The sequence below is a fragment of the Vibrio sp. 10N.261.55.F4 genome (assembly GCF_041470465.1).
GTDB classification, from domain to species: domain Bacteria; phylum Pseudomonadota; class Gammaproteobacteria; order Enterobacterales; family Vibrionaceae; genus Vibrio; species Vibrio crassostreae_C.
The window spans coordinates 1-25424 of record NZ_JBFRMM010000002.1; the positions used below are offsets into that span (position 1 = coordinate 1).

The 25424-nt window shown below is 43.4% G+C and carries 37 protein-coding genes and 1 pseudogene; 4 read left to right on the plus strand and 34 right to left on the minus strand.

What is annotated here, in order from left to right:
* Positions 1-27 precede the first annotated feature (27 nt).
* From AB4249_RS00710 to artP, 5 genes are all read right to left on the minus strand, one after another.
* Positions 28-363, minus strand: coding sequence for a hypothetical protein (locus AB4249_RS00710; protein ID WP_349965480.1), 336 nt, complete (start codon positions 361-363; stop codon positions 28-30).
* A 324-nt stretch (positions 364-687) separates the two neighbouring features.
* Positions 688-1356: an arginine ABC transporter permease ArtM gene (gene artM / locus AB4249_RS00715; RefSeq protein WP_048615841.1), complete on the minus strand. Its 669-nt coding sequence runs from the start codon at positions 1354-1356 to the stop codon at positions 688-690.
* The gene (gene artQ, locus AB4249_RS00720; RefSeq protein ID WP_372102158.1) at positions 1353-2039 is read right to left on the minus strand and encodes an arginine ABC transporter permease ArtQ; all 687 of its coding nucleotides are present in this window, start codon (positions 2037-2039) and stop codon (positions 1353-1355) included. Before artQ ends, artM begins: the two co-directional genes overlap by 4 nt.
* A 3-nt stretch (positions 2040-2042) precedes the next feature.
* A complete protein-coding gene (locus AB4249_RS00725) occupies positions 2043-2774 on the minus strand; it encodes a lysine/arginine/ornithine ABC transporter substrate-binding protein (protein ID WP_372102159.1) in 732 nt (243 codons plus the stop codon).
* A 120-nt stretch (positions 2775-2894) separates the two neighbouring features.
* Positions 2895-3623 (minus strand): arginine ABC transporter ATP-binding protein ArtP, encoded by a 729-nt coding sequence (gene artP, locus AB4249_RS00730; protein ID WP_032545343.1) that lies wholly within the window; start codon positions 3621-3623, stop codon positions 2895-2897.
* A gap of 570 nt (positions 3624-4193) precedes the next feature.
* Between artP and AB4249_RS00735 the strand changes: the two genes are divergently transcribed.
* Together AB4249_RS00735 and AB4249_RS00740 are read left to right on the plus strand one after the other, a co-directional pair.
* The gene (locus tag AB4249_RS00735; protein ID WP_372102160.1) at positions 4194-6029 is read left to right on the plus strand and encodes an ABC transporter ATP-binding protein/permease; all 1836 of its coding nucleotides are present in this window, start codon (positions 4194-4196) and stop codon (positions 6027-6029) included.
* A gap of 149 nt (positions 6030-6178) precedes the next feature.
* Positions 6179-6643 carry a thioesterase family protein gene (locus AB4249_RS00740; RefSeq protein WP_017061819.1) on the plus strand — a complete coding sequence of 155 codons (465 nt, stop codon included), beginning with the start codon at positions 6179-6181 and terminating at the stop codon, positions 6641-6643.
* 187 nt (positions 6644-6830) lie between these two features.
* Here AB4249_RS00740 and AB4249_RS00745 read toward each other — a convergent pair whose 3' ends face one another.
* A complete protein-coding gene (locus AB4249_RS00745) occupies positions 6831-9086 on the minus strand; it encodes a peptidase U32 family protein (RefSeq protein ID WP_372102161.1) in 2256 nt (751 codons plus the stop codon).
* Positions 9087-9259: 173 nt separating this feature from the next.
* Between AB4249_RS00745 and AB4249_RS00750 the strand changes: the two genes are divergently transcribed.
* On the plus strand, positions 9260-9853 hold the full coding sequence (locus AB4249_RS00750; protein ID WP_372102309.1) for a glutathione S-transferase: 594 nt from the start codon (positions 9260-9262) through the stop codon (positions 9851-9853).
* A gap of 179 nt (positions 9854-10032) precedes the next feature.
* Here the strand turns inward: AB4249_RS00750 and AB4249_RS00755 are convergent, their stop codons facing one another.
* The 7 genes from AB4249_RS00755 to AB4249_RS00785 form a co-directional block, all read right to left on the minus strand.
* Positions 10033-10482 carry a GyrI-like domain-containing protein gene (locus AB4249_RS00755; RefSeq protein WP_048664986.1) on the minus strand — a complete coding sequence of 150 codons (450 nt, stop codon included), beginning with the start codon at positions 10480-10482 and terminating at the stop codon, positions 10033-10035.
* Between the two features lie 60 nt (positions 10483-10542).
* On the minus strand, positions 10543-10776 hold the full coding sequence (locus AB4249_RS00760; protein ID WP_017068340.1) for a hypothetical protein: 234 nt from the start codon (positions 10774-10776) through the stop codon (positions 10543-10545).
* An 8-nt stretch (positions 10777-10784) separates the two neighbouring features.
* Complete coding sequence (locus AB4249_RS00765) at positions 10785-11036, minus strand: Rho-binding antiterminator (protein ID WP_017068339.1); 252 nt, start codon at positions 11034-11036, stop codon at positions 10785-10787.
* A 170-nt stretch (positions 11037-11206) separates the two neighbouring features.
* Positions 11207-11839 carry a type B chloramphenicol O-acetyltransferase gene (gene catB / locus AB4249_RS00770; protein ID WP_372102162.1) on the minus strand — a complete coding sequence of 211 codons (633 nt, stop codon included), beginning with the start codon at positions 11837-11839 and terminating at the stop codon, positions 11207-11209.
* Between the two features lie 93 nt (positions 11840-11932).
* Positions 11933-12664, minus strand: coding sequence for a glucose 1-dehydrogenase (locus AB4249_RS00775; protein ID WP_372102163.1), 732 nt, complete (start codon positions 12662-12664; stop codon positions 11933-11935).
* An 89-nt stretch (positions 12665-12753) separates the two neighbouring features.
* On the minus strand, positions 12754-13137 hold the full coding sequence (locus AB4249_RS00780) for a nuclear transport factor 2 family protein (RefSeq protein WP_372102164.1): 384 nt from the start codon (positions 13135-13137) through the stop codon (positions 12754-12756).
* Positions 13138-13188: 51 nt separating this feature from the next.
* Positions 13189-13905, minus strand: coding sequence for an HAD family hydrolase (locus AB4249_RS00785; protein ID WP_372102165.1), 717 nt, complete (start codon positions 13903-13905; stop codon positions 13189-13191).
* Between the two features lie 254 nt (positions 13906-14159).
* Between AB4249_RS00785 and AB4249_RS00790 the strand changes: the two genes are divergently transcribed.
* Positions 14160-14492, plus strand: a complete 333-nt coding sequence (locus AB4249_RS00790; protein ID WP_017068336.1) for a PBPRA1643 family SWIM/SEC-C metal-binding motif protein — start codon at positions 14160-14162, stop codon at positions 14490-14492.
* A gap of 104 nt (positions 14493-14596) precedes the next feature.
* On the opposite strand, the gene AB4249_RS00795 is transcribed toward AB4249_RS00790, so the two are convergent.
* The 21 genes and pseudogenes from AB4249_RS00795 to AB4249_RS00895 form a co-directional block, all read right to left on the minus strand.
* Positions 14597-14839 carry a hypothetical protein gene (locus AB4249_RS00795; protein ID WP_029235167.1) on the minus strand — a complete coding sequence of 81 codons (243 nt, stop codon included), beginning with the start codon at positions 14837-14839 and terminating at the stop codon, positions 14597-14599.
* A 132-nt stretch (positions 14840-14971) separates the two neighbouring features.
* Positions 14972-15487, minus strand: a complete 516-nt coding sequence (locus tag AB4249_RS00800) for an adenylate kinase (RefSeq protein WP_065583646.1) — start codon at positions 15485-15487, stop codon at positions 14972-14974.
* Positions 15488-15746: 259 nt separating this feature from the next.
* Positions 15747-16211: a DUF302 domain-containing protein gene (locus tag AB4249_RS00805; RefSeq protein ID WP_017066540.1), complete on the minus strand. Its 465-nt coding sequence runs from the start codon at positions 16209-16211 to the stop codon at positions 15747-15749.
* A 181-nt stretch (positions 16212-16392) separates the two neighbouring features.
* The gene (locus AB4249_RS00810; RefSeq protein WP_017066541.1) at positions 16393-16650 is read right to left on the minus strand and encodes a hypothetical protein; all 258 of its coding nucleotides are present in this window, start codon (positions 16648-16650) and stop codon (positions 16393-16395) included.
* 203 nt (positions 16651-16853) lie between these two features.
* A complete protein-coding gene (locus AB4249_RS00815; RefSeq protein WP_065583643.1) occupies positions 16854-17435 on the minus strand; it encodes an HD domain-containing protein in 582 nt (193 codons plus the stop codon).
* Positions 17436-17502: 67 nt separating this feature from the next.
* A complete protein-coding gene (locus AB4249_RS00820) occupies positions 17503-17910 on the minus strand; it encodes a GNAT family N-acetyltransferase (RefSeq protein WP_371705576.1) in 408 nt (135 codons plus the stop codon).
* Between the two features lie 75 nt (positions 17911-17985).
* Positions 17986-18345 (minus strand): histidine kinase, encoded by a 360-nt coding sequence (locus AB4249_RS00825; RefSeq protein ID WP_372058390.1) that lies wholly within the window; start codon positions 18343-18345, stop codon positions 17986-17988.
* Between the two features lie 150 nt (positions 18346-18495).
* The gene (locus tag AB4249_RS00830) at positions 18496-18912 is read right to left on the minus strand and encodes a GNAT family N-acetyltransferase (RefSeq protein ID WP_372102166.1); all 417 of its coding nucleotides are present in this window, start codon (positions 18910-18912) and stop codon (positions 18496-18498) included.
* A gap of 52 nt (positions 18913-18964) precedes the next feature.
* Entirely contained in the window at positions 18965-19381 is a 417-nt protein-coding gene (locus AB4249_RS00835) for a VOC family protein (RefSeq protein ID WP_372102167.1), read from the minus strand.
* Positions 19382-19500: 119 nt separating this feature from the next.
* Positions 19501-19845 (minus strand): VOC family protein, encoded by a 345-nt coding sequence (locus AB4249_RS00840; protein ID WP_017063932.1) that lies wholly within the window; start codon positions 19843-19845, stop codon positions 19501-19503.
* Between the two features lie 77 nt (positions 19846-19922).
* Positions 19923-20393, minus strand: coding sequence for a GNAT family N-acetyltransferase (locus AB4249_RS00845; RefSeq protein ID WP_017070703.1), 471 nt, complete (start codon positions 20391-20393; stop codon positions 19923-19925).
* Between the two features lie 168 nt (positions 20394-20561).
* Positions 20562-20969 (minus strand): VOC family protein, encoded by a 408-nt coding sequence (locus AB4249_RS00850; RefSeq protein WP_102333299.1) that lies wholly within the window; start codon positions 20967-20969, stop codon positions 20562-20564.
* 87 nt (positions 20970-21056) lie between these two features.
* Positions 21057-21494, minus strand: coding sequence for an NUDIX pyrophosphatase (locus tag AB4249_RS00855; RefSeq protein WP_102333298.1), 438 nt, complete (start codon positions 21492-21494; stop codon positions 21057-21059).
* Between the two features lie 25 nt (positions 21495-21519).
* The gene (locus AB4249_RS00860) at positions 21520-21936 is read right to left on the minus strand and encodes an NUDIX hydrolase (RefSeq protein ID WP_102333297.1); all 417 of its coding nucleotides are present in this window, start codon (positions 21934-21936) and stop codon (positions 21520-21522) included.
* A gap of 139 nt (positions 21937-22075) precedes the next feature.
* The gene (locus tag AB4249_RS00865; protein ID WP_102333296.1) at positions 22076-22633 is read right to left on the minus strand and encodes a nucleotidyltransferase family protein; all 558 of its coding nucleotides are present in this window, start codon (positions 22631-22633) and stop codon (positions 22076-22078) included.
* Between the two features lie 18 nt (positions 22634-22651).
* Positions 22652-22801: pseudogene (locus AB4249_RS00870) on the minus strand (GNAT family N-acetyltransferase); the annotation flags it as partial.
* Positions 22802-22848: 47 nt separating this feature from the next.
* A complete protein-coding gene (locus AB4249_RS00875; RefSeq protein ID WP_102333295.1) occupies positions 22849-23466 on the minus strand; it encodes an RraA family protein in 618 nt (205 codons plus the stop codon).
* Between the two features lie 2 nt (positions 23467-23468).
* Positions 23469-23882, minus strand: a complete 414-nt coding sequence (locus AB4249_RS00880; protein WP_372102168.1) for a GFA family protein — start codon at positions 23880-23882, stop codon at positions 23469-23471.
* A 76-nt stretch (positions 23883-23958) separates the two neighbouring features.
* A complete protein-coding gene (locus AB4249_RS00885; protein WP_017091388.1) occupies positions 23959-24093 on the minus strand; it encodes a hypothetical protein in 135 nt (44 codons plus the stop codon).
* A gap of 210 nt (positions 24094-24303) precedes the next feature.
* Positions 24304-24642, minus strand: a complete 339-nt coding sequence (locus AB4249_RS00890) for a hypothetical protein (protein ID WP_017090233.1) — start codon at positions 24640-24642, stop codon at positions 24304-24306.
* A 160-nt stretch (positions 24643-24802) separates the two neighbouring features.
* Complete coding sequence (locus AB4249_RS00895; RefSeq protein ID WP_032555728.1) at positions 24803-25411, minus strand: sugar O-acetyltransferase; 609 nt, start codon at positions 25409-25411, stop codon at positions 24803-24805.
* Between the last annotated feature and the right edge of the window lie 13 nt (positions 25412-25424).

A 25424-nucleotide genomic window follows, 5' to 3' on the forward strand; every position in this document is an offset into this window, starting at 1 on the left:
CGCCATAGTCGTTTGTTATAACCGTGTTTATTGCTTGGCAGGTTGTTCAATTTGAGGCTCAGCTTTCGAAACATTACTATCACTTGGGTTCAAAAGCATACCGGCGCCTAGACCTAGCAAGAATATAAACAAACGAACTAACGTAGGGCGAATAAACCATTCTCTAAATTTTGTTGGCTTGTTTCTCGCTAAGTGCTCCAAAGCCACAACCGTTGGTTTAAGGTGTGTTGACTGCGAATCATAAATCTCGCCATAGTACTCGATCAAAAACTCAGAAGCTTTCTTATGATCTTGCTTAGTAATATTCGGATTTAATGCCATTTTCAAATGTTCTTTAACACTTTCATTGGTAAATTTTGCCAACAATATTCTCCTTTTTCTTCGAAGGTTATAACAGCTATTAGACCGAAAAATTCTGCATTTAAATACAGAATCATTCTATCTAGTTTCATATGCATATTAATTTACCACGATTAATCACAGCAATTCAGTGACTTAAAACATAGATAGACTCATTGAATGACAAAATGCAGAATATTTCTATATAGTATGAATTTCGCAAAAACCCCGCTCTACTAGATATAAAAACAGTACCTCTGCGCATACCCCAAAACACAAAAAAGCCTGCCATCTATGCGAACATAAATGGCAGGCTTTATACGTTAGTTAAGCTTGTGTGTGGCTAGCTTACGCGGCTTCGAATGCGAGGGCTTTCTTCTCTACCTGACGGAAGATCAGCGTTAGTATGCCGTTTACTGCTAAGTAGAATGCGCCAGCAATGCCGAACACGGTTAGCGTGTCGTAGGTTTGGCCGTTGATACGCTGAGCGTAGCCCATCAAGTCCATGATGGTGATGGTGCTTGCCAGTGACGTACCTTTGAAGACTAGAATCACTTCGTTCGAGTAAGCTGGAACGGCGCGGCGTAGTGCATATGGCAGTAACACTTTAAGCGTTGCTACTTTGTCCATACCTAGTGCACGACACGCTTCCCACTGCCCTGCTGGAATGGCGTTGAATGCGCCTCTGAACAGTAGCGTGCTGTATGCCGCCGTGTTCAAAGCTAATGCTAACATGGCACAGAACCAAGGTTGGCTTAACCAAGTCCACATGAAGCTTTCACGAATCCAATCGAACTGACCCGGGCCGTAATACACCAAGAAGATTTGAACCAACAATGGTGTGCCAGTGAACAGCGTGATGATGCCACGAGTGAACCAGTGAATCGCCGGTATTCTTAGAATTAGCGTTACCGTCATCAGCAGTGACAAGATACAACCAACAAGCAATGAAGCGCCTGTGAGTTGAAGACTGGTCACTAAGCCTTCAAGCATTTGAGAGAGGTATTGTTGATTCATGCCATTGCCCCTTTGTTACCCAAACCTTGAATAGAGAACTTACCATCAATCACTTTTACCAATCTTTGTGTGATTAAAGTGATGACCAAGTAGATTGCTGCTGCTGTCGCGTACCAAGTAAATGCTTCGTGCGTTGCAGCGGATGTTAGTTGTGCTTGTTTCAACAAATCCGTTACGCCAATCAGCGATACTAATGCAGTGTCTTTTAGTAACACTAACCATTGGTTGGTTAACCCTGGTAGTGCGTGTCTTACCGCTTGAGGTAAAACTATACGAAAGAATGAACGTGATTGAGTGATACCAAGCGCGCTTGCTGCTTCTCTCTGCCCTTTGCTTACTGCTTTCAAAGCACCACGCAAGGTTTGCGAAGCGTAAGAAGCAAAGATAAGTGACAGTGCAACAACACCAGATAAGAACGGGCTCACTTCTATGAAGTCGCCAGTGATCATGAACAGAACTTGTGTCGAACCAAAGTAGATAAACAGTACGACCAGAATTTCTGGTAAACCACGAACAATCGTCACAAATGCAGTCGTTGGCCATTTGATTGCAATACGACGAGACATCTCACCACTTGCAAACAAAACTGCTAGAACCAATCCAACCAATAGGCTTACGAATGCAAGCTGAACTGTCATCCAGCTTGCTTCGACGAGCCCTAAAGAGTAACCCGTTAATTCCATAAATTACTTACCGAAGTACTTGTTGAAGATCTTGTCGTATTCGCCGTTCGCTTTTACTGCTGCAAGTGCAACGTTAAGCTGGTCTACAAGTTCTTGGTTGCTCTTGTTTACTGCGATGCCAAAGCCGTTACCGAAGTACTCTTGGTTTGTTACTTGGTCGCCAACGTACGTTAGGTTGTCTTCTTTCTTGAACCATTCTGCTACAACGGCTGTGTCACCGAATACAGAATCGATACGACCGTTTTTCATGTCGATGAATGCATCTTGGTAGCTTGAGTAAGGTACCGCTGTTACGCCAGTCATTTGCTCAAGTAGGAAGCTCTGGTGAGTAGAACCGTTTTGAACGCCAACACGCTTACCTTCTAGTGCTGCTTGGTCTGCTACTTTGCCTTCGAAAGAAATGAATGCTGCAGAGTTATCGTAGTATGCGTTAGAGAAGTTCACTTGTTTAAGACGCGCTTCTGTGATGTCCATTGCCGAGATAGCCGCATCGTAACGTTTGAATTTAAGTGCAGGGATCAAGCTATCGAATGCTTGGTTGTGGAAAGTACACGTTGCTTTCAGCTCTTCACAAAGTAGGTTTGCTAAGTCTACGTCAAAACCCTGAATTTGGTTGTTCTCATCCATGTATTCGAATGGTGCGTACGTTGCTTCCATCGCGAATTTGATTTCTTCTTGAGCTGCTGCGTTAAAAGAAGCAAGGCCGATAAGTGAAGCTAGTAGAATCTTTTTCATTTTGTTACTCCGAATACTGTGTAATAGCGGCCTGTGGCCATTCTTATAATTTGATTGTTTTAATTGATGTTGTGTTTAGCTAGATCTAGTGAGTCAACTTTCTTTTAATAAGTGACTTACTTAATGAGTCAGATACTCGGCAAACTCAGGTGTCTGCGGATTAACGAATGAATCGCTGGTGCCGTGTTCAACGATGTACCCTTTTTCTAGGTACAGAACGTGGCTAGCAATCTTCTTCGCGAAATCGACTTCATGCGTCACGACCACTTGGGTAATGCCCGTTCCGCTCAATTCTTTAATAATGCTCACGACTTGGTTGGTGATCTCAGGATCAAGCGCCGCTGTTGGTTCATCAAACAACAACACATCCGGTTTCATCATCAGCGCACGTGCAATCGCAACACGCTGTTGTTGACCGCCAGACAGTTGAAGTGGCCAAGCGTCTGCTTTGTCGGCAAGTTGAAGTGTCTTTAGGACTTCTTGCGCTTGCTTAATCGCTTCTTGCTTATCCAAACCCGCCACTTTGGTTGGTGCTTCAATCAAGTTTTCCATCACCGTCATGTGTGGCCATAAGTTGTATTGCTGGAACACCATGCCGACTTTACGACGAAGTTTAAGCCCCTGCTTCTCTTGGATTTGGCTTGAAAAATCGAATTGCTCATTCGCAATGTCTAATTCGCCGTTGTCCGCGATTTCAAGCAGGTTCAATACACGCAGTAATGAACTCTTGCCCGCGCCGCTTGGGCCAAGCAATACCAAGGTTTCGCCACTCTCACAGTCGAAACTGATGTCGTGAAGAACTTGGGTATCACCGTATGATTTGTTGATGCTCTTTACTTGAATACTCATGCCACAATACTGCATTAATTGTCATTTGTTGGTTATTCTATTCAATCCGAGTTTTTATGCAAGAAAAATGTATAAAAAACTACTTTGTTGAATTTTTGTAACAAATATTGCACAAAAAACAGTCGCTATAACTGGTCTTACAACCAAAACTTACAAGTCATTGATAAAGCTAATATCGAGATAAATAGCAAACGTTTTGCTATCAATTTATAAATCATCGCACGGTTGCTTGTTTATGTGTGCACTCTCCTATCAACGCTAATTTACTTGCATAAAAATTAGGGTTAAATAGCTTGGTTTCCTATCCAACTGACTGGATCAAAATGCTTAGTTTTCCTTTAAGGTCGTTTCGAATTATTCACTTAGTGTTGATGAAATATTGGAAATTGAGTTTCCTAGGGAGCGTCACAGCGCAATAAATGCTTTAATGGGTTCGATTCTCAACAACAATTACTGCCCAGCGAACAACGCGCAGTACAGGCAATAAGTCATAAAGCAATTAGCCATAAGCAACAAGCAACAAGCAACAAGCCATCTATTTTTAAAGCGACAACACATTAAGGCAGTCATATGCAAAACGATGTCTCTTCTACGCTCGACTCGAACCAGCGACAGACTCAGCGCTCTACTCAAAAAGTGCCAGACCCCAAACCTGAGAAAAAAAGCCTCAGTATTTTGTTTGAGCTGAGTAAATTCATTCAGCCTTATAAAGGTTGTGTTATTGCTGCGTTGATCGCGTTGATCTTCACGGCGAGCTTAACCCTTTCAGTCGGACACGGTATTCGTCTTCTTATCGACCAAGGCTTTAGCCAACAATCACTCTCAGATTTAGGCAGCGCGATTCAGTTCATCATGGTCGTGGTCGTGCTGATCTCGATTGGTACTTTCTTCCGCTTCTATTTGGTTTCTTCTGTTGGGGAGCGCGTGAGTGCGGACATTCGTTTGTCGGTTTTCAATCATGTCGTGACGCTGCATCCGAGTTACTTCGAAACCAATGGCAGTGGCGACATCATGTCGCGAATCACCACGGATACCACTCTGCTTCAAAGCATCATAGGTTCGTCGTTCTCGATGGCGATGCGCAGCGCGTTGATGTGTATTGGTGCAATCATCATGCTGTTTGCGACCAATATTAAGCTGACGTTGATTGTATTGGCCTCGGTGCCATTTATCTTGATTCCGATCCTTGTCTATGGGCGTCGTGTAAGAGCTTTATCTCGCCAAAGCCAAGACTCCATGTCTGATGTGGGTTCTTACGCAGGTGAGGCAATTGAGCACATTAAAACGGTGCAAAGCTACAGCCGAGAAGAGCAAGAGAAAGCATCATTCGCGGTAGAAGTGGAAAAGGCGTATGAGATTGGTCGCCAGCGTGTAAAACAGCGCGCGATTCTTATTTCTGGCGTTATCGTGATTGTATTTAGTGCTATTGCAGGCATGCTTTGGGTTGGCGGCAGTGATGTTATCAACAGCACTATGTCGGCTGGTGACTTAGCGGCGTTTGTGTTCTACGCAATTATGGTTGCTTCATCGTTAGGTACGATTTCTGAAGTGATGGGTGAACTGCAACGCGCGGCAGGTGCGACCGAGCGATTAATCGAGATCCTACAAGTTGAAAGCCATATTGTTGCGCCAGTTGCGAATCCAACTTCGCTTGCTAACGTAACGCCAGAAGTTGCATTTGATGATGTGACCTTCTGTTATCCATCAAGACCGGACCAACCCGCAACAAGCAACCTCACGCTTACTGCCCATGAAGGCAAAGTGTTGGCACTGGTTGGCCCGTCTGGCGCAGGTAAAACTACCCTGTTCGAACTGCTGCAACGTTTCTACGACCCACAAGTGGGTAAGGTCACATTAGGCGGTGTTGAACTGAATCAGTTTGATCCTAACGAGCTAAGAAAGCAGATGGCATTGGTACCGCAACAACCTGCTCTGTTCAGTAACGATGTGTTCCATAACATTCGCTATGGCAACCCGCAGGCAACAGACGAGCAAGTGATCGAAGCGGCGAAGAAAGCGCACGCACACGAGTTCATTCAAAACCTACCTGATGGCTACAACAGCTTTCTTGGTGAACGTGGTGTAAGGCTTTCTGGTGGGCAGAGACAACGTATTGCTATCGCACGTGCCATCTTGAAAGATCCAAATATTCTATTGTTGGATGAAGCAACCAGCGCACTAGACAGTGAAAGTGAGCATCACGTACAACAAGCGTTAGAAGAGTTAATGCGTGGCAGAACGACGATCATTATCGCCCATCGATTATCAACAATTAAACACGCCGACCAAATTGCGGTGCTCGATAAAGGACAACTAGTAGACATCGGCGACCACCAGTCTCTCATCAATAGCTGCGAATTGTACCAACGCTTGGTTGAGCTGCAATTCAAACACCTTAGTGCCTAACTATTGAGTGGATGTGCAACTAAGTCACTGACATTGTGTGGTTTCAAGCTTCAAAAACTTAAATCACGCGTGTTGCAGTTTTGTTAATTTAGCGGTAGGGTTTTTATTCCAATAACAACTTATCCCTACATAACAATAAGAGAGTTCGCATGGAAGCACTATTATCTGACTACCCGGTAGTAACAGAAATCCCTGTCGCTTGGGGAGAAATGGACGCACTCAATCACGTTAACAACGCTGTATATTTTCGCTATTTCGAAACCGCTCGCTTAGATTTTTTCAAGCACGTCGAGCTGATGGAAGAGATGGCGATTACCAAAGTTGGTCCTGTTCTTGGTGACACTTACTGTAAGTATTTCCGCCCAGTCACGTATCCAGATACCTTGATGGTCGGCTCACGTGTTACCGATATTCAAGATGACCGATTCACCATGGAATACGCGATTGTCAGTAAGGCTCAACAGAAACTGACGACCGTTGGCACTGCGACTATCGTGATGTTTGATTTTGCTTCGAACCAGAAAGCCCTGCTCTCGCTGCGCTTAACCAATGAAATCGAAAAGATGAACACGTTGAAAAGCCCATGCTTCAAACAAGAAGCCGTGACAGAATAACGTATTCGTTGGTTGAGAAAGATTCAGAAAGTTTCAGACATTAAAAAGGCCACTCGATTGAGTGGCCTTTTGTTTATTGGTTCAGAGTGCTTATAAGCGGTTGAGCGTTATAAACCTTGAACGCTCTTTGCGTTAGAAGCTATAAGCCTTACAGCCCATAGACATTGAACCCTATAAACCTTGTACGCTATAGACCTTGCACGTACTGAGCATTAGTTCGAACTTCAACCATCTGCTCTAGGTTCTGTTGTGAACCTTCAACGCCGTTCAGTAGCGCTTCGAAATGCTTGATAAGCTCAACTTTGTCTTTCACTTCTTTAGAACCTGCACCGATGTTGGTTAGGTCAATGAAGAACTCGTCGAACAGACCAGAGAAGTCAGTTACTGCGTCGTGGTTCAAGAACTGCTCGTGGTTGTAAATGCTTGGGTAGCCACCCTTCTGTTTATCAACCGCAAAAGAGATGCCTTTCACGTTGGTAATCGTGGTCGCTTTCTCACACTTCAACATACAACCTGCTTCGATGCTTGGCTTGTTACAACCCACGGTTCTTTGGAAGAAACACTGACGGCTGGTCATCATCAAGATTGGGTGGTAAATGCTGTAGAACAGTTTGAAGTTCTCTGGGCGACGAATATGACGAATCTGACCTTTGTTGATCTCGTTCGAAATGAATGCGCCTGCACAGTTCAGCTCTTCTTTCAGAGTAACCAGTGCGTGAGAGTTGGTCGTGTTCATGAACGGGCCTGCAACCCACTCAATACCCATCTCGTAAGCTTTGTAAGCAATACCCGTGTTGTTGGTTACGATGCGAGCTGGCTTGATCTCTTCAAGAATACGAACCGCTTCGTCGTAATCTTTACCGATCAATACCGCTGGGAACCAAGGAATCAAACGTGGGTTTGCAGCCAAGATGTCGATGTACTTGTTACAACGCTTCTTGAAGCTTTCTGGAAGTTTGAAGTAAACATCCGCGTCAGTCACGTCACACAGGTGTAAGTCTTCTACATCGGCGATAAGCATCGACATAGTCGGCTTCTCGTTCACTTTAGGGTGCTGAGGCAGTGCTGGCACTTCAACGTGCTTAATCACTTCCACAGAGCCGTTCAGAATGAAGTCGATCTCGTCTTTTAGGTCTGAAACTTCTTTTAGAGGAATCAACAAGCCTGCATCCACTTCACTGAAGTCGTGGCTTTCTAGCGTGTGAACTGCACTCTTCACGTTTTTGAAGCGCTTCTCAAGTAGCTCTTGAGTAATCGCCTTCTCTTCAACCGCTTTCAATAGCGATTTAGATTGAAGAGTAAAGTTCTCTTTTGGCGTGTTCACAGTCACCGTAAATGGTTGACCCACTTTTGCGCTGAACGACAGTGCTACTGGTGTCTTGCGAATATCAAGGAACTCGATCTTGTCACGCATTTCGTTACCAAGAACGTCTTTCGCTTGGTGAAGTTCGTTGGTCACTTCTTGAATCTGTACAACTGAGATTTCGTTGTTCTGCTCCGTCGCTTTTTCAACAGCGTAGTTCATGCTGTTGTCGCGCGGGTTATCGATGAACATGTCTTTCGTTAGGTTGCCCTTTAGGAAAGAGTTGGTGAAATCACGGTTGAATACTTTGTGTAGGTTCGAATCGTCTTCGATCAACAAACCACTTTCTACAAAGCTATCAATCTGTTTACGCCATGTGTCTACCACAGTGTAAACGTAGTGTGCGCCTTTAATACGGCCTTCTACTTTCAATGAGTCGACTTTCGCATCAACCAATTCAGGTAGGTCGTAGTAAGCTGAGTTATCTTTCAGGTTAAGTGGGAACTTGTTGCCCGCGTTGGTGATTTCGTACTCATCACGACACGCTTGGCTACAACGACCACGGTTACCTGAGTTACCCACACTTACTGAGCTTGAGTAACATTGACCAGAGAATGCGATACACAGAGCGCCGTGTACGAACACTTCGGTTAATACGTCGTGATCGTGTGCCACTTCCGTCAGCATCTTGATTTCAGACAGGTTCAACTCACGAGACAAGTTAACGCGCGTCGCGCCAATCTTAGACAAGAACTTAATCTGACCTTCGTTGTGCGTAGTTAACTGAGTCGACGCGTGAACGTCTAACGATGGGAAATGCTTCTTAACCAGGTTGAATAAACCCAAGTCTTGAACAATGATGCCGTCCACTTTGGTGTTCACAAGCTGGTTCAGCAGTTTGGTGATGCTCTTAGTCTCGTGCTCCAGTAGCACAACGTTAAGAGTCAGGAACACTTCACAGCCGTATTCATGAGCAAGGCGAATCACACCATTCAATTCGTCTAACGACAGGTTAGAGGCTCTGTTACGAGCGTTGAATGTGTCTAAACCACAATAAACTGCATTAGCACCCGCTACGATGGCGGCTTTTATCGCTTCTACATCGCCACCTGGGGCTAATAACTCAATTTTTCTGCTCATTTTTGAAGTCGCTCACTTACTTATAATTTTTAAGCCGCGTATTCTACCCACATCACGATCTCTTTACCACCGTACAACACTTTTCAAACTAAATGACCTCAATAATGCCGAACGAATCCGATCTACCTATCCTTTATTCTTTACGCCGTTGCCCTTATGCAATGCGCGGACGAATGGGCATCGCACTATCACAGCAAAAAGTGTTACTTCGAGAAATCGTTACCAAAGACAAGCCTAGCGAACTATTGGCCAGTTCGCCAAAAGGAACAGTGCCTGTATTGGTGTTACCCAATGGACAAGTCATTGAACAGAGCTTGGATGTGATGAACTGGTCACTTCAACAAAACGATCCTCAAGATCTTCTGCGTTCAAGCAATCCAACGCTTAGCGAACAAGTTCAGCAGCTCATTAAAACCAACGATGAAGAATTTATTGGTCACTTAGAAAGGTATCGTGCATCGGTTCGTTACCGAAACATCGATGTTGAACAACGCCGACAAGCCTGCGAAACCTTCATTAAGCAGTTAGAAGCGCGACTTACCGATCAGCCCTACTTTTTTGGAGAAAGCCCAAGCTTGGCCGATTTTGCGGTGATGCCTTTCGTCAGTCAGTTTGTGCGAGTCGAAAAGAAGTGGTTTGTGAAATCGGAATATCAAAACGTAGGACGTTGGTTAAGAGCGCACCTTGAAAGTAAGCTCTACACCCAAGTCATGAAGCAATACCCTTTGTGGAATGAAACCAAGCAAGATTGTCTTTTTGGTGGATAATGGTAATTCAAAGATAGAGAAAGCGTAGTAATCAAGGTAAGTACGTGACACTGTATCTTCTTTGTAATGAGCAGATATTCAAAGGCTTAACTGGGTTTCCGTTGTCTCTTTACCGGTAACTACTGTCTCTTAACTGGCAAACACAGTCTAAGCTAAGCCTTTTGTTCATTTTAAACCAATCACTTAATCGCAATCGAAATCTCGACTTCAGTTTCACCTTTGTAGAATTCGAAATCTGTTGTGTAAGCTCGAACATGTGGGCAGTCTGCTGCGTTGAAATACGCCCACACTTCACCCCATAGGTCGATCACAGCTTGCGGTAATTCACCCTCAGCAGAAAACGTTAAGTACTTGCCTGCTTCGATATTGGTTTCAACTAGATTATCTAAACTATTATCGGTAAGCGCATTGGTACACGCGATAACATCAAACTCGCCCGTAAAATCTGACTCGTAGTTGGTGTAAACGCCGTATACCTTTGAGTCTGGGGTCAGCTTAGGAAAAGCTTGTTCGAAAAAGCCTTGCCACAATTGCCCAATTTGCGCCTTAGCCGGATCAACCTCATCGGTATTGTTGGTTCTTACCGAGAAACCATATGCTTTTACCGCTTCTAATATTTGTTCTTTCACTCTTCTATTTCCTAAGCCATTTTCTTAAACCAGAAGGTTCAGTACGCGTTGAATCGAATTCTAATCTTGAATCTCTTTGTGTCCACATTTTTCACAGACAAGGTGACGAGAAAACTCATCCATTGACGCGACAAACGGGCCAAGGAACCAACCTTTTATCATGCCTGCCCAAAACTCACTTCGCTTTTGGTTAGGTTTGTCTGCAAACGCACTCGTCTTTCTGACCAACACAACAACATGTTGTGTCTCTTCTCTGCACGCGGTGCAATAGCATTGTTCTATGGTTCTATTCATTTGAAAGCCTATGACGTTTTGAATGAAACATGCTGAAAGTGAGGGTTGTCGACACAGACATCCAATGTCGCTATTTGAGTTAATACGACAAGTTGTTGCTCGCCTTGAGTACTGACTTTAATGCACTCTTCACGGCTGTCATTGCGCTGGGTATCTAACCCGACACATTCAATCTGCTCGCCAGACTTCAGCGTTAACTTGATTGGGTATCGGTGCATACACACAATTTCAATATAATCGTAATCGTTGCAACTAATCATAATACCCCTCCAATTCATCCACCACGCTAATGCGACACGCCATACTATGCAATATGCATATAATCAATAAGTTACTCGTATCACAATCGCATTGCCATAATCAGATTATTGAGTAATTTGTTAAATTTAATCTCGTTCTCACCATTCACATTTCATCTGGGAACGACAATTTAAGGCTTCAAGAATCCTTTCCAATAATGGTACAAACCACCAATGTCTGAAGAACACATTAGCGACATTGCGCCTTTGATTTGTTCTTCGCTCCATTCCCACCATTTCATTTCTAGCAACTGAGCGATTTCAGTCTCATTGAAACGATAACGGATATGGCGTGCTGGGTTTGAACCGACAATCGAGTATGGCGCGACATCTTTAGTCACAACCGCTCGACTTGCGATGATGGCTCCGTCACCAACCTTAACACCACTCATGATCATGGCTTCTGTACCAATCCACACATCGTTACCAATCACGGTATCACCAGAGCGTTCAAAGCCGTCTATCGCACCTTCAAACTTCTCATCGTCTTGATAGAAAAACGGGAAGGTACTCCCCCACTGGTTTTGGTGGCCTTGGTTGCCCGCCATCATAAACACGGCGCCAGAACCAATCGAGCAGTAACTGCCAATGATCAGCTTATCGATGTCGGTTCTATCCGGTAATAGGTAACGCGCACAGTCATCAAAGCTGTGGTTATGGTAGTAACCCGAGTAATAGCTGTGCTCGCCCACGATGATGTTCGGGTTGGTCACTTGTTCTTTGAGTGACTTTCCAACAAACGGGCTTTCAAAATAGTTTTTCATGGTTGTACTCTTAGTTTCGTTCTTTTAGTTAGGTACTTTTGTTGCGTGTTGATGGTTGTAACTTGTTTATATTAGTGTAAAGGCAAACGTGCCCTATCGACCGCCTGCAATATCAATAAACGAGCCGGTGACATACGAAGCTTCGTCTGATAATAACCACGCGATAGAGTTCGCGACTTCTTCTGGTGTGCCACCTCGTTGTAACGGTAACTGCGAAGCTAGTCTGTCTAGGCGATCTGGCTCTCCGCCGTCTGCATGCATCTCAGTATAAATACAACCTGGCCTTACGCCATTCACTCGGATATTGCGTGAAGCTAATTCAAGCGATAAGCCTTTGGTGAGTGAATCCATCGCACCTTTCGATGCTGCGTAATCCACATACTCAAACGGTGCGCCAGTACGAGAAGCGGCAGACGATACATTCACAATCGAACCCGCGCCATCGGCTTGTTTGATAAAGGCTTTACTGCACAGAAAGCAGCTTGATACGTTGGACTTCATCACCTTTTCAAAGCGATCCAATTCAATATCAACCAATGGTGACTGGGTAAACAAGATCCCGGCATTATTAACCAAGTGAGTCACTGGACCTAGCTTGTTACGAGCAATCTCGAATAAGGATTTCACGTCCGATTCAACAGACACATCCGCACGCACACTAATCGCGGTTCCGCCTTGTTCGCGAATCTCATTCACTAGATCTTCAGCTCGCGACTCATTGTGTATGAAGTTAACGCATACAGCATAGCCTTGACTGGCCAACAATTTAGACGTCGCTGCGCCAATACCTCGGCTTCCGCCGGTTACAATCACTACCTTGCTCAATGAAACCTCCTAATGTTTACTTATTCTGTGCAACCTGATTATTCGATACGACCTAGTTGTTCGTGACAAACTGATCGTATCGATACAAACTAATTTTTCGATACGATCTGAACCCACTGCGATCGCCACGCCGGCGCTTCGAATGGGTCTGGCCAAAACTCAGTTTGCTTTTGAATTAAACCGTCAACCACCGTGTGAAAGGTGATCACTCGGCCTTTCAACACACTGTCAGTGACCGAAACGTCCGTGACTACCGTATCACCTTCACAGACAATCGAATTGAGCGTGAATTCCCAAACACCATTGGCTGGGTATTCAGTATTGATTGCAGTGAAGTTGTCGCGCCCTAACGTCAATTCAGACGACTGCGGCCAATAGCCTTCAAAATTTGCGGCTAGCCATTCGCTTGCCTTGGCAAAATCATTACTGCGCATTGCATCCCAAAAACCTAATACCACTTGTTTTGGTGTCATTATTCTTCCTTAAAGTCATTCAGGTGTGGTGATTTTTAAATGTCTGCTTCGTTATGCGTACTTGCTAATGATCGTTAAAAGATCATCGACACTGTTAGCAATGTAATCGGGCTTGGTTTGCCAATTTTCAGGTTTCGATCGGCTATAACCTGCTGCAACGGCAATCACTTTTGCGTTTTTACCCAGCGCGGCTTCAATATTGCGAGCAAACTGTGTGTCCGCTTCATGGTCACCGATGTACATCAAACAAGGCTCGTTAGTCGGATCGGCGCCAAATATGTTCTCGACACATTTCACACCACCAAATGGATGGGGTTTTTGGTTGCCGTTCGAAACATCGTCATAACCCACTACCGATTTAAACAAATCGCCGATGCCATAACTGTCGAGCACACCACGAATATTCAATTGAGAGTTTTGAGAGCAGATCCCATGAGGAAGATGAGCAAACTGATTAACCACGGTTTCCATTCCTTCAAACAAGGCGACGGCTGTTTGGTTTTTCTCTTGATGCTCTGCCCACATTCCACCAGCGATCAACATTTCATCGTGTGATAAGCCGTAATAGTCGATATATAAGGCTTGCCAGTTTTTAGCCCCGTGGTTGGCTTCATGATAAAGCGTTTCGCTCAGCAGATATTTAGGTAAGTTCTCACCTGATAAGTGTGGCGCGACCACAGAGATAATATCTTTAGTAATTGCGATATTCTTTGGAACTGAATTCACTAAGGTTCCATCGTAATCCCACAGGATGGCATCTAACTTCATGGGGTATCTCGTTGTTTAAATTGACGATTTCAATTTATCACTTGAAGGCCTGTTAAGGGAAATCTTATTGTCTTGAGTTTCAAAGTTAGTCTAATTAGAACAAAGCTATAAAACAAATAATTGCTGGCAAACAAAAACCAACAATCTTTGCTCACATCACTGCTTTATCAATTGCAATATATGCGTATAATCCCCGCTCCATTGCGCTATCGCCGTTAAAAATAGCGCCATTCAACATTTTTAATGAGTACCCAATGTCGAAACTATTTTTCAAAGGCCGTATCGAAACAAGACAGAACCACGTTCTTGCTGGCTACAACGTAAACCGCGATGTAAAAGCGGGTACCGAAGAATCTCCAATCGCAGTAATGGTTCAAACTGAAGCGCGCAAAGCAGAAGTTGAAGCACTAGCCGCTGAAAATACTATCTTCGTTACTGTTACAGTCGACGCAGACAAAGAAGAGAACACCATCGAGCTTGATACTCTACTGAACAAGCCAAAAACGATGACGTTTGAAAAGACCCCTAACCGTAACGATCCGTGTTCTTGCGGCAGCGGTAAAAAATACAAGAAGTGTTGTGCATAAGGCTTCTCACTCAAACTGCCAATAGCACGATGAGTTAAGTAATATCTAACGGGAAGATCATTGAGGTCTTCCCGTTTTTATTTGCCTAAGCCAAACTCACAAACTCAGTCGAGGTTGTCTGGTGTATTCAGATATGTTCCACATTGGGTACATTTGTAATCACCTGTCGCGCCCGAACCTGTAACACCAAAAGATAGAAACTCCGATAAAATTCGTTGGAGTAAGCTCGGTTCTTTATCTTCAGCTTGTGGTGCCTTTTGCACTTGGCTACTGAACATCGTGTACCTATGCAGTGTAAGTTCCTTACAGTTACAGCAGAACGCTCTCGTCTTCTCACTTCCATACATAATATCTATAGCCTTAATTCAAAGCACAAATTCAACACATGGCAAATATGCCACATGTTGAGTTAAATCTATATATTTTCATGAAGTTATGAGCAAATTAAAGCGTTTCAAAGAAAGGTAAGCTCTCGACTGTTAAGTGACGTGTTGATGAACAAAGTTATTCAATTCAGTCACGCTTCTGATGATGTAAACCTCTTTCTCTTTAGCGCGCAATTCTAACTGCGCTTTAAAGTCGTCATTCCAAAATTTAGGACACAGTTTTAGTGTCTTATAACTTTGTATCGTGCCTTTTATAACTGAACTTCCATCAGGCCAGCCTTCAGGTTTAACGAATAGACCTTTGAGCATTCGCTTGGTTACAAACCAGTAGCTAATTGAATAAGGAAGGTCGATATAAACCAAGGTATCAGCTGCATCTAAACGTGTGTTGAACGAGCCTAGAGGGCCAAAACCATCGATGATCCAGCTTTCTGACTTAAGTATGCTCTCATGAGCCTGCTCGAATACTTCACGTTCAACAAACTCTCCGTTGGCCTTATAAACAATAGAATCTAACTGGTGAAGCTCTATCCCTGTAGCTAGTGCTAACGCCTTGCTGATTGTGGATTTTCCACTCCCAGGCTTGCCAAAAACCGCGATCTTTTTCATATGACTTCCTCTATTCAGATAAAACCCATAAGACAGCGACAAAAAACCCACCTTACGGGTGGGTTCGATAAACAAAGCGCATCAACAATCCCACCATTCCTATGGAATGATGATAATTCGTTGGTTAGATTGCGCTAAATTCAGTTTCATAAAACTACTTTTATATACTGTTGCTTAGTTGTCAACACAATGACTAATGGGCGATATCATCGTCATATCGCACCCATTAATAGTCTTAATGAGTGCTTATTGATCTTGGTTATTTTGCTTTCTTTTTCGCCACTGTCGCTTCTGATAGCTTGCTTAGTACACCCGATACTTTCTTAACGACCTCGTCACAGCCATTGATCGCGTGACGCTCTACCAAGTAATTAGGATCGTTGTAAGACAACCATACTTTCTTATTAGAATCCTCAGTGACTAACACCTTCTGCGGTAAATCTATCGCGACTTCTTGAGCACATTGCATTAATGGTGTCCCTACTTTCGGGTTACCAAAGATGATGACTTCCGTTGGTCTCAATTCAAGATCGACCTTACTCGCGTTTTTCTGATGGTCGATTCTCGCAAACAAGGTCAAACCTTTGCTCTTGGCGATTTCTTCAAAGCGGTCAGCGGTCTCTTTCACTGAATAATTACTTTGGTATTTAATCAAACCATCAGAAGCCGCAGCTGAAAATGATGCCGAGAGTAAAATGGCGCATAGTGGTAGTAATTTTTTCATCGTCACCTCTGAGATTTAACCTAATCAAACTTACATTCATAGCGCCACTTCCAAATTCAGCGACGTAACCCATGTCAGTATAGACGCGATTCCATTCTCAGTTTGCAGAGAGGATCACTTTTCTAATGCGTCTTATTATCATCAGTTTAGGTGGGGATTTTTTCAAAAGTTAAACACACGATCAGTGCCACGATTTGGTTCCACATTTCTCACATTGGTATTCGTAATCACTGTCTACATAAAAACCGGGAACATTATGGTCACCTCTAAACAATAACGTCACCAGGTACTCCATCAACACGCCTAACTTCCATTGTTTCTTTTCAGATTCAGCGTCCGCTTTAGATTCAGCATCGGAAGCGCTAACAGCAAGGTGCGGGGTAAGTGCGTCGCACTGCTCACAGTGATAAGGGTGTTTAATATACTTATTATCAAGCATTTATATAAGCCAACTGATATTTATAAATTTGATACATACTAACAACTTATCACTCGGTTCTCGAACTTATTGTTGTCCACTAGAGTTTTATTAGAAAGAAATGAGACACAAGGTAAGTGCCATGCATCTTGAATCAGTTACCATCGAGATCTCCCTCATTGAGCCGCTAAAGCTATACTTACGCTAAGGTATGAAATTAGCTTTTACTTTAATAACCCTTTGTCTGCAGCGCCTTCAAGTTGTACTTCTAGTTCTTTCCATAGAGCACGACTGCCTTTAGAAATACGCTCGCCATTGAAGGTCAGTACTTTGTCTTTAGATACGTTGTGCTTCTTCCAGCTGTGACCACCACCATGGATGTTATGAAGCAAAGGCGGCACTCTATCGATCGCCTTACCAAATCTGGCTTCTGGTGACTCACCTGCTTCGAACTCAAGCCATAAATCCAAATACTCGCTTCTTGAATGGCTCGGTAATGATTTCAGCAAGCGCTCAACGCAGTTTCTCTCTTTGAGCTTGTTTTCTGCGGTTTCACTGGCATAAATGATGGTGTCTCCGGCATCGATTTCCCCAAGATCATGAATCAGCAGCATCTTCATTACTCGCGTAATATCGATTTCTTCATTGGCATAGTCTTTCAACATGAGTGCGCTCAAACAGACGTGCCAACTGTGCTCAGCGGAGTTTTCATATCGATCCAATCCAACCGGTTTTGTCTGTCGATGAACATCCTTTAATTGTTCAATCTCGACCATGAATTGCAGAATGCCTTTGATTTCTTCCACGATGAGCTTCCTTAACTTAAGTTGATGATTTAGCGGTGCGGAGGGTTAACCTAACGAAAGAGAAGCGTTACTCCCAATGAACCGACATTTTGTAATACGCAACACCCGATTTTTCAAATTCAGAGCCTTCTACAGCCATCCCAAACTTTTGATAAAAACCTAAAGCCGTTGTGCGCGCATCGCACCAAAAATATTGGATGTTTAAATCTTTGAGGTTAGAGATTGCATGATCAATCACGTTTGAACCGATTCCCTGCCCTTGGAATTCAGGCAGCGTGGCAAACTTTCTCAGCCTCGCTTCATTGCCTTGGATATAGATAGACGCGACACAAACCAACTGCTCACCAATAAACGCGCCGTAATGCGTTGCTTGTTCGTCATCTGGCACCATACAAAACGACATCGGTTTATCAGGCCAAAGCACTTGATGCCTAACCGGAAGTACCTCCATCGCTGACAGCTGTTTTATTTCCATATTATCTCCAATGTTCAGAAACCTACGTAAGTATGCAAGCTTGAAATGAAGCAAATCCTTTTCAACATTAATTTACTATTGAGTAGTCTTGGCATACATTTCACAAACGACTTCGACGTTTAGAAAATTACTTGTGCGCCAAAAAGGCTGGCGTTCAAAACCTCGAGTTGCATTTCTATGTTTGTAGCCATCCGGATTGCGACCAAAATAAGATGTTAACCTTGCCGTCATATCATTTTCGAGCGAAATTCCGCTAATCGAAATATCGTAACCGCCCTGACATGGAGATACCCATACCCTCCCATTAGCCCCACTCAAACTAATATTCTTTGTTGTTATTTGTTGCTGATGTAGAACCAAAGAAACTGGCAAACGTTTATTTAAATCAGACACTATTCTATTCATTAGGGCATAAAGAACTTCAACTTGATTCATTCGGGACCTCTAGTAACGACTAAACATTGAAACAGAATTGGATGACGCTACCATTTGAAATTATCTATTGCACCGTAAACAAAGAACTCAAATTTGATTTTTCAATACTTAGAGCTAAGTTGTAGCTCACATCCTAACTTTAGATATCAGCTATCTGTATTCCATTAAATGATAACGCTCTAATCCCTCTCCTTTTGTGAATGAGATAACAAAACCTTGCGACTGGTAAAAGCCAATAGCATGTTCATTGGCAGTCAAACACTTCAAAGTCAGATCAGTGTAATGTTGTTTGCAGGTATTGAGTAAAGCAGAGCCTACTCCAGAACGTAGCGTTCGCGGGCACACATAGAGGTGATGGATGAAACTCTCAGGTTCCCAAACAGAGGAAAAACCTAAAACCTTGTCGCCAGAAACAGCCACCCATATTTGCTCACCTTCTGTATCTAAATCGAAATCGGATAACTTAAAAGCGTCGGCATCAGCCCAATGAAAGGTGTTCTGTCTTGATTCTAGATAGATCGCCTGTAAAGCGGTTAAATACTTGGGGTGGTACCTTGTGACTTCCATGTCGCTCCTGCCAATCCGTATGACTAGAATTAGGGTTGTTGACTAAGCTTACCTACGTGTTAGCCATAGGGTTTTCAGGGTTTAACTGAAGCAGATCCCACAAGTTACCGTAAAGATCTTCAAACACAGCAACGGTACCGTAGCCTTGCTCTTTAGGCTCTCGGACAAAGTTAATGCCCAAAGACGTCATTCGTTCGTAATCACGCCAGAAATCATCGGTGTTTAAGAATAGGAATACGCGTCCGCCAGCTTGGTTGCCGATGAAGTCAAGTTGCTCTGGCTTGGAAGCTCTAGCAAGCAACAGGCTCACACCGGTTGAATTTGGTGGGGCAACAACAACCCAGCGTTTATCTTCTTCTGGCAGATACGTGTCTTCGATGAGATCAAACTTAAGCTTGTTTACATAGAAATCAAGCGCTTCATCGTAGTCTTTTACCACGAGTGCAATGTGGACAATATTCTGTTTCATAACATACCTTGTTGGGGTTTTAGCTGCGTGGAATGATGCCATGAAGCTGGCAAAGACACTAGGTGTCGCATCATAAATCGTAGTATCTCGTCCTTCAAAATCTAAAAGCTATGTACCACCTATAACTCCCAGAATCCGAGTTCGACGCCACCTTGAATGACAATGGCACACATCCCGTGACGTGGTAACTCCATTGGCGGCACCGCAACTTCGGCGCCTAGTTTCTCGGCTGCAGTTACTGCAGACTGAATATCCTCAACCAACGTGTAATGACGAACAGTTGGTTCTTCAGTTTCACGAAGCGGTGCTCGAATGCCAATTACCCCGCCATTAGATAGCTTTGCAGTGCGCGCCCCACCAAGGTTCACATCTGCACCACTGAATTTCACGTTGTAGAGCTGAGCGTATGTTGCACAAACGACATCGACCTCTGGGGTAACCACTTCAAGATATTGAACCTTCATCAAATTTCCTTCTCGTGTTCTTTAAGACTCTCAACCTGCATACAGCTGTGCAGGTGTTTCTCATCAATAATTTATTACTAAGCAATTCGACCGCGCATGATAAATTGCGGGCCTGCTGCGCCACCTAAATACTGTTGATTGATATCTTCGAAGCCGCCTTTCTTATAACAGTTGAATGCTGCCGGATTTTTGCAATTCACAGTTAAGTAAATCGACTCATACGCTGAGTAATTCGCTTTTAAATACGGAAACAAAGCCTTCACCGTGCCTGTTCCTAAACCTTTACCTTGCTGGTTTTTATCAAGCACAAAAGCTCTCAAGCCAATGCTTCCTTCAGGGCAGAATTCGTAGTGCTCTGCGTAAGCGATATCCAGCTTAAAGAAACCCACAACTTCGTTATCAGACTTAATCACGTGCAAGTGCGTCGTTTCACTGCCGTCTAATAAAAACTCTGCAGCTGTACCAGCGAACTTAACCTGTTCATCGGCGAGTTGGATGGCCTGAACTAACGCCACATGTGAATCTTCAAGCCTTTCGATAGTTATCATTGTTGTTCCTTCTGTATAACACGCACGAAAAACCGACTAGAGCTCATCGCTAGTGTCTCGAGAACCGTAGTTTGGGAAATGCAACCTTAGTACTCAGTTAATACGTTTAGTCCATCCAATAATTTAGAGCAAAGACCAGCATTTGGTATCCAACCAAAAGGTCATGACTTAATGAATATCTTGGCAGAGCCTAAAGAGATAACCGTCAGGAGTTTGAACGATGAACTGCTTCTGAGTCGCGATCGAATCCCCACATTGATAAGACTTTGACTCTAACGCTAAGTAAATAGAATCAGCGGCGCTTTCGTTAACTCTCTGATAAAGTGGTTCGATATCGATAACATCCCATTGGAAGTTAACACCACGCCCTAACGGAAACTCCAGATCACCTGAAAGCCATTTTCGACTTTTGCCCGCAATCCCTTCAAGCATCACATCAACACCGTCAAGCGTTAGATAAACAAACTCTTCATCTGAGCGCTCGTATTTCACTTCAAACCCCAACACATCGACAAAGAAGGATTTGCTCACATTAATATCGAAACAATAAAGCTCTGGAACTACTCGTAATGTCATGATTTACCTATTCACTAAATAGCGAGAGATTAGTAAGAATCTAATCAGGATTTCCACTCTAATATAGAGTTAATTAATCTGTGTACTTTAGCTAGCTTTATAAAGCCTTTCGTTAATCTCCCAAAGCGCGTTTCTGTTTGAGTCATATGTTAGAAGTTCAATAGCTTCTTGGTAGTCGCACCAACGGTAATCTGTGTGTTCACTTGATAGTTCAGGATCTTCTGTGACTTTAACTGAGAAGGAATGCTCAGGAATGACGAATGGATGCTCAGTCCAATTGTAATTCCCTGCATAAAAGACTTTTGGAAGCATGCACATTGAATCAAGCTGCTGCCAGTTATCACCGACTAACTGAGTTTCTTCAGAAAGCTCTCGTTTTGCTGCTTCAAGAATTGATTCATCATTTTCGCCACCACCGGATATTGCCTGCCATACACTATTGTCACTTCTGCGTACGATTAAAAACCGAGGTTTGGTGTCGACTATTTGATAGGGAAAGACTAAAACTTGAAAAGGTGCTCTCATTGATATGCCCTCCAATCGTTCACGTTTACGGCGCTAACTTCCCAAGGATGACCGGGTCGCTCAACAGATTCGTCAGAGGAAGAAACAATGGCTCAGGTAACTCATCTAGCTTAAACCATTTCCATTGCTTACATTTATCAGGCTCTGTCACCTGTGGTTTGCCGCTAGCATCAGAAGCCACAACAAACAGCGTTATATAGTGCTTGTTCTCTTTCTCAAAAATATCATTGGTAAAAGAGAGCTTTTCAAATCCACTAACAACGAGGCCAGTCTCTTCGAGTGTTTCGCGTTTGGCACACTCTTCAATGCTCTCACCCCATTCAAGGTGTCCGCCCGGCGTTGCCCACGTATGAGCTCCGTGAGAACCAATTCGCTCTCCAAGTAACACTCGCCCTTCACGTAGAATAACCGCAGCGATACCTACTCTTACTTCCTGACTCACTTAAAACTCCTTAATTCTTACCAAAAGACAAACGAACAGCTAAGTGACTAACAATGCCGAGATTACGCTCAAACTTACCACTAGCGCTAAGCCGAGTTAAATACCAAATGTAGAGAATGATCTCGTAAAGCTCTATCGATCACACCCAAGGAAACACTTTTACTTGCTGCCATCTAGCCTTATAACCAGCGGTCATTTTGTTGTAGTTCGCTTCTGTCATTGCTCGCTTATTCGGTTTAATCAGCATATCAAACGCGTCCTCTACACCGTATGGTGCAAACAACTTGATATCGCCTGAATCATCCAGAGTAAACCCGATAGCAAGCGCAGAAAGCCAAGACTTGATACCTTGTTCAACACGATCGTATGGTTGAATCAAGCAACCGAACTTCTTAGCGTAACGCTCATGGATGGTCGCTTGGTTCTTTACATCCACGTCGACACGATGACTTAACCGCGAACGAATGCGGTTTTTGAATTCGTCCTCAGTGAGGGCTGATGCATTATTGAAATAGACAATATCTAAGTCTTTAACTTGGTCTAGAAGCGGTTTGTTTTCGATATCATTCCAGATTATTTGAGTGATGGCGCCGCCTGCAATATAGAAGTTTGGCAAACCCACCTCACGACATACGTTGGCTGTTTCGATTAGCTCAGGAACTTGTTGAATGAGGTTCTTTAGTTTTTGTTTATTCATCATTCCCTTTTTATCTAATCACGAATCGTACATTGCCCAACGGAAATAAGGTCTTTGACCATCCATTCGCTCAACCTTTGCACCCAACCTTTTGTAGAAATCATGCGCTTTCTTATTGTGCGGACTTGCCGTCCATGAGATGTGAGAGGCGGATGATGACTTCGCTTGTTAACAGACAAGAATGCCACGCATTACAAATCAACTTGCTGCACCAATTAAGTTTTTTGTTTCGCAGACGTTATTGCTTGGGCTATTTTAGCCCTATGACTCGTTTCCCACTCAGCGAGTGTTAATGAAGCTTCGTCACTTGCTTTCTTTGAAGCCATTAGAAACACTTCATCTTTTCTTGATTTAGGAATAACGACAATACCCTCTACATCAGCAACAATGATATCTCCCGTATACACCTTTGCTCCCCCGCAAGTGATTGGAGCACCCAATTCAGAATAGACCTCTTTCTTTCCCGGTACTGGATGAACACCTTTCGCAAAAACTGGAAAATTCATATCTGAAATTTCATTCAAATCTCGAATGACACCATCAATAATAAAACCTTTGATACCTCGACTCTTAGCGACTGCGCATACATTACCGCCGGCTACTGCATATTCGCTATCAACTCCATCCACTACAATGATGGAACCTTTTGGTGCTTCGTATATGGCTGAATGAAGCATTAAATTATCACCAGACGTTAACTGGACAGTAAACGCTTCTCCAAAAATTGGCGGCATTCCCTGCCAAAGAGGACCAATACTAAAGTCAATAAAGTGCTCGTTACTTAGTATGTTTCCGTAATCGGTTGTCGCTAATTTAGAAAAATCTCGCTTCATATTTACTCTCCACTTTCAAAGTGGGCAAATACCTCTGCACCAGTCATATTATGTGTTTCATTTTTAAATTCGTAGTATTCGGGCTTTTCATCGATGAATATCTGATGAGTTAACTTGTAGCCATCCCCAGACATCAATAAACCGACAGGAAGGTGATACTGATTATTTGGCACTAAAAAGTAAAACAAGTGAGTACCACATTTACCGCAGAACCCTCTCTCAGCCCAATCGGATGACTTATATCTCACTACATTTGATTCACCTGATATTTTGACGGAATCAGAGCAATCAATGACTAACATCGGACCGCCAGACCAATTTCTACACATACTACAATGACAAGCCCCCAATTCATTACTGGCGTACTCTACTTCCAACTCAACCGAGCCACATAGGCACTTTCCTTTACCTTTCATGAATCCTCCAATCTTTGCAATGTGTGTAAATGAATAGCAGATCACGCTTTTTATACCGATGACTTAATTAGAAAGGCTATTTTGTGTTCCCCTTCTCCGACAGATACGCGGCATACTTTTTAGAGATCCATTTATGAATATGAAGCCCTGTTTTACGAACAAGATACCAATCTATCGCAACTAGAATCACCAAACCGATTACAGTTCCCATTACAAAACCCCCATGCTCATTGAAATGCCACTCTACCAAATAGTTAAGAAAGGCACCGTGAAACTAAACTAGATATGGATAGTTACTTTAACTCAGGAAGAATGACGAGGCATAACGCTTAGCTACGCTGTAAGTGGATGTATGCCATGTCTGAGCGAAGCGAGTTCGGCACGCGTTTACGAATCAGATTTAGGCGCCTTGTTATATGTTTTACTTACTAATATGCCAAGCCATTACACCACTAGCAATAAGTAAAAATATACCAATCAATCCGACATTAACTGCAAAACTTACTTTATTCGTTTCGTCTTGAAAGTCATTGGTTCGGGACACAAGTTCACGATGAATCATTAACGATAAAAAGTCTTGATTAGCTGGATTGTTACCATCAAATGTAATGCCAGCCAATACAACAAGTAAAACCCCGGCATATGCAATGTAGTCAACCAAGTCTATTGTGGATAGGTAATCAAAAAAATTGCGAGAAATTAGCAGAGCTACCGAGATCACAACAAGATAAGCTAAAATCCCTTTGAGAAAACCCTTCATTGAAACTCCCTGTACATATAACAGCTATCAAACAGAAAAATTCTGCACTTAACTCCAGAATAATTTTGTCTAGTTTCTAAGATAGATAAGTAATATACAACTAAGCCATTGCATAACAATGACTTATGTCACAGCTAATTTCAGGCGTGTGAAAAGTCGCTTACTTTAATTCATCGGGAATGCGACGATCTTTGTGGTAATACTCTCGGTCGCGTTCGTTGATTTCGCGTACCACTTTGCATGGGTTGCCGACTGCGACGACATTGGCTGGGATGTCTTTGGTGACGATGCTCCCTGCCCCTATTACTGAGTTTTCACCAATAGTGACACCGGGAAGTACGACGGTGTGTGCGCCAAGCCATACGTTGTTGCCAATACGAACGGGGATATTGAACTGCGCTGCTTTTAGCCTGAGTTCTGGGCTGATGGGATGTGTGCCAGTGGCGATGGTCACGTTAGGCGCAATCATCACGTTGTCGCCGATGAATACGTCTGTGTCGTCGACCAGAGTTAAATTGAAGTTCACGTATACGTTGTTGCCTAGGTGCGTGTGACGCCCCCAGTTCGCATGTAGTGGTGGTTCAATGTAGCAGCCCTCACCGACTTCGGCGAACAACTGCTTCATGATCTGTTGTCGTTTATCACCTTCGCTCGGGCGAGTGTGGTTGAAATCGTATAGCACTTCTAAGCATTGAGTTTGCTCAGCAACCAAATCAACGTCGTCACAGTAGTAAACGTCTTGGCTGTGCATTTTAGCCTTTATATCCATGTTTGAACCTATT

What these genes read in the sequence shown, in the direction of transcription:
- artM (WP_048615841.1), bottom strand. Translation starts at nt 1,356, where the DNA reads ATGAATCAACAATACCTCTCTCAAATGCTTGAAGGCTTAGTGACCAGT.
- artQ (WP_372102158.1), bottom strand. Translation starts at nt 2,039, where the DNA reads ATGGAATTAACGGGTTACTCTTTAGGGCTCGTCGAAGCAAGCTGGATG.
- AB4249_RS00725 (WP_372102159.1), bottom strand. Translation starts at nt 2,774, where the DNA reads ATGAAAAAGATTCTACTAGCTTCACTTATCGGCCTTGCTTCTTTTAAC.
- artP (WP_032545343.1), bottom strand. Translation starts at nt 3,623, where the DNA reads ATGAGTATTCAAGTAAAGAGCATCAACAAATCATACGGTGATACCCAA.
- AB4249_RS00735 (WP_372102160.1), top strand. Translation starts at nt 4,194, where the DNA reads ATGCAAAACGATGTCTCTTCTACGCTCGACTCGAACCAGCGACAGACT.
- AB4249_RS00740 (WP_017061819.1), top strand. Translation starts at nt 6,179, where the DNA reads ATGGAAGCACTATTATCTGACTACCCGGTAGTAACAGAAATCCCTGTC.
- AB4249_RS00745 (WP_372102161.1), bottom strand. Translation starts at nt 9,086, where the DNA reads ATGAGCAGAAAAATTGAGTTATTAGCCCCAGGTGGCGATGTAGAAGCG.
- AB4249_RS00750 (WP_372102309.1), top strand. Translation starts at nt 9,260, where the DNA reads ATGGGCATCGCACTATCACAGCAAAAAGTGTTACTTCGAGAAATCGTT.
- AB4249_RS00760 (WP_017068340.1), bottom strand. Translation starts at nt 10,776, where the DNA reads ATGAATAGAACCATAGAACAATGCTATTGCACCGCGTGCAGAGAAGAG.
- AB4249_RS00765 (WP_017068339.1), bottom strand. Translation starts at nt 11,036, where the DNA reads ATGATTAGTTGCAACGATTACGATTATATTGAAATTGTGTGTATGCAC.
- catB (WP_372102162.1), bottom strand. Translation starts at nt 11,839, where the DNA reads ATGAAAAACTATTTTGAAAGCCCGTTTGTTGGAAAGTCACTCAAAGAA.
- AB4249_RS00780 (WP_372102164.1), bottom strand. Translation starts at nt 13,137, where the DNA reads ATGACACCAAAACAAGTGGTATTAGGTTTTTGGGATGCAATGCGCAGT.
- AB4249_RS00785 (WP_372102165.1), bottom strand. Translation starts at nt 13,905, where the DNA reads ATGAAGTTAGATGCCATCCTGTGGGATTACGATGGAACCTTAGTGAAT.
- AB4249_RS00790 (WP_017068336.1), top strand. Translation starts at nt 14,160, where the DNA reads ATGTCGAAACTATTTTTCAAAGGCCGTATCGAAACAAGACAGAACCAC.
- AB4249_RS00795 (WP_029235167.1), bottom strand. Translation starts at nt 14,839, where the DNA reads ATGTATGGAAGTGAGAAGACGAGAGCGTTCTGCTGTAACTGTAAGGAA.
- AB4249_RS00800 (WP_065583646.1), bottom strand. Translation starts at nt 15,487, where the DNA reads ATGAAAAAGATCGCGGTTTTTGGCAAGCCTGGGAGTGGAAAATCCACA.
- AB4249_RS00805 (WP_017066540.1), bottom strand. Translation starts at nt 16,211, where the DNA reads ATGAAAAAATTACTACCACTATGCGCCATTTTACTCTCGGCATCATTT.
- AB4249_RS00810 (WP_017066541.1), bottom strand. Translation starts at nt 16,650, where the DNA reads ATGCTTGATAATAAGTATATTAAACACCCTTATCACTGTGAGCAGTGC.
- AB4249_RS00820 (WP_371705576.1), bottom strand. Translation starts at nt 17,910, where the DNA reads ATGGAAATAAAACAGCTGTCAGCGATGGAGGTACTTCCGGTTAGGCAT.
- AB4249_RS00825 (WP_372058390.1), bottom strand. Translation starts at nt 18,345, where the DNA reads ATGAATCAAGTTGAAGTTCTTTATGCCCTAATGAATAGAATAGTGTCT.
- AB4249_RS00830 (WP_372102166.1), bottom strand. Translation starts at nt 18,912, where the DNA reads ATGGAAGTCACAAGGTACCACCCCAAGTATTTAACCGCTTTACAGGCG.
- AB4249_RS00835 (WP_372102167.1), bottom strand. Translation starts at nt 19,381, where the DNA reads ATGAAACAGAATATTGTCCACATTGCACTCGTGGTAAAAGACTACGAT.
- AB4249_RS00840 (WP_017063932.1), bottom strand. Translation starts at nt 19,845, where the DNA reads ATGAAGGTTCAATATCTTGAAGTGGTTACCCCAGAGGTCGATGTCGTT.
- AB4249_RS00845 (WP_017070703.1), bottom strand. Translation starts at nt 20,393, where the DNA reads ATGATAACTATCGAAAGGCTTGAAGATTCACATGTGGCGTTAGTTCAG.
- AB4249_RS00850 (WP_102333299.1), bottom strand. Translation starts at nt 20,969, where the DNA reads ATGACATTACGAGTAGTTCCAGAGCTTTATTGTTTCGATATTAATGTG.
- AB4249_RS00855 (WP_102333298.1), bottom strand. Translation starts at nt 21,494, where the DNA reads ATGAGAGCACCTTTTCAAGTTTTAGTCTTTCCCTATCAAATAGTCGAC.
- AB4249_RS00865 (WP_102333296.1), bottom strand. Translation starts at nt 22,633, where the DNA reads ATGAATAAACAAAAACTAAAGAACCTCATTCAACAAGTTCCTGAGCTA.
- AB4249_RS00875 (WP_102333295.1), bottom strand. Translation starts at nt 23,466, where the DNA reads ATGAAGCGAGATTTTTCTAAATTAGCGACAACCGATTACGGAAACATA.
- AB4249_RS00880 (WP_372102168.1), bottom strand. Translation starts at nt 23,882, where the DNA reads ATGAAAGGTAAAGGAAAGTGCCTATGTGGCTCGGTTGAGTTGGAAGTA.
- AB4249_RS00885 (WP_017091388.1), bottom strand. Translation starts at nt 24,093, where the DNA reads ATGGGAACTGTAATCGGTTTGGTGATTCTAGTTGCGATAGATTGGTAT.
- AB4249_RS00890 (WP_017090233.1), bottom strand. Translation starts at nt 24,642, where the DNA reads ATGAAGGGTTTTCTCAAAGGGATTTTAGCTTATCTTGTTGTGATCTCG.
- AB4249_RS00895 (WP_032555728.1), bottom strand. Translation starts at nt 25,411, where the DNA reads ATGGATATAAAGGCTAAAATGCACAGCCAAGACGTTTACTACTGTGAC.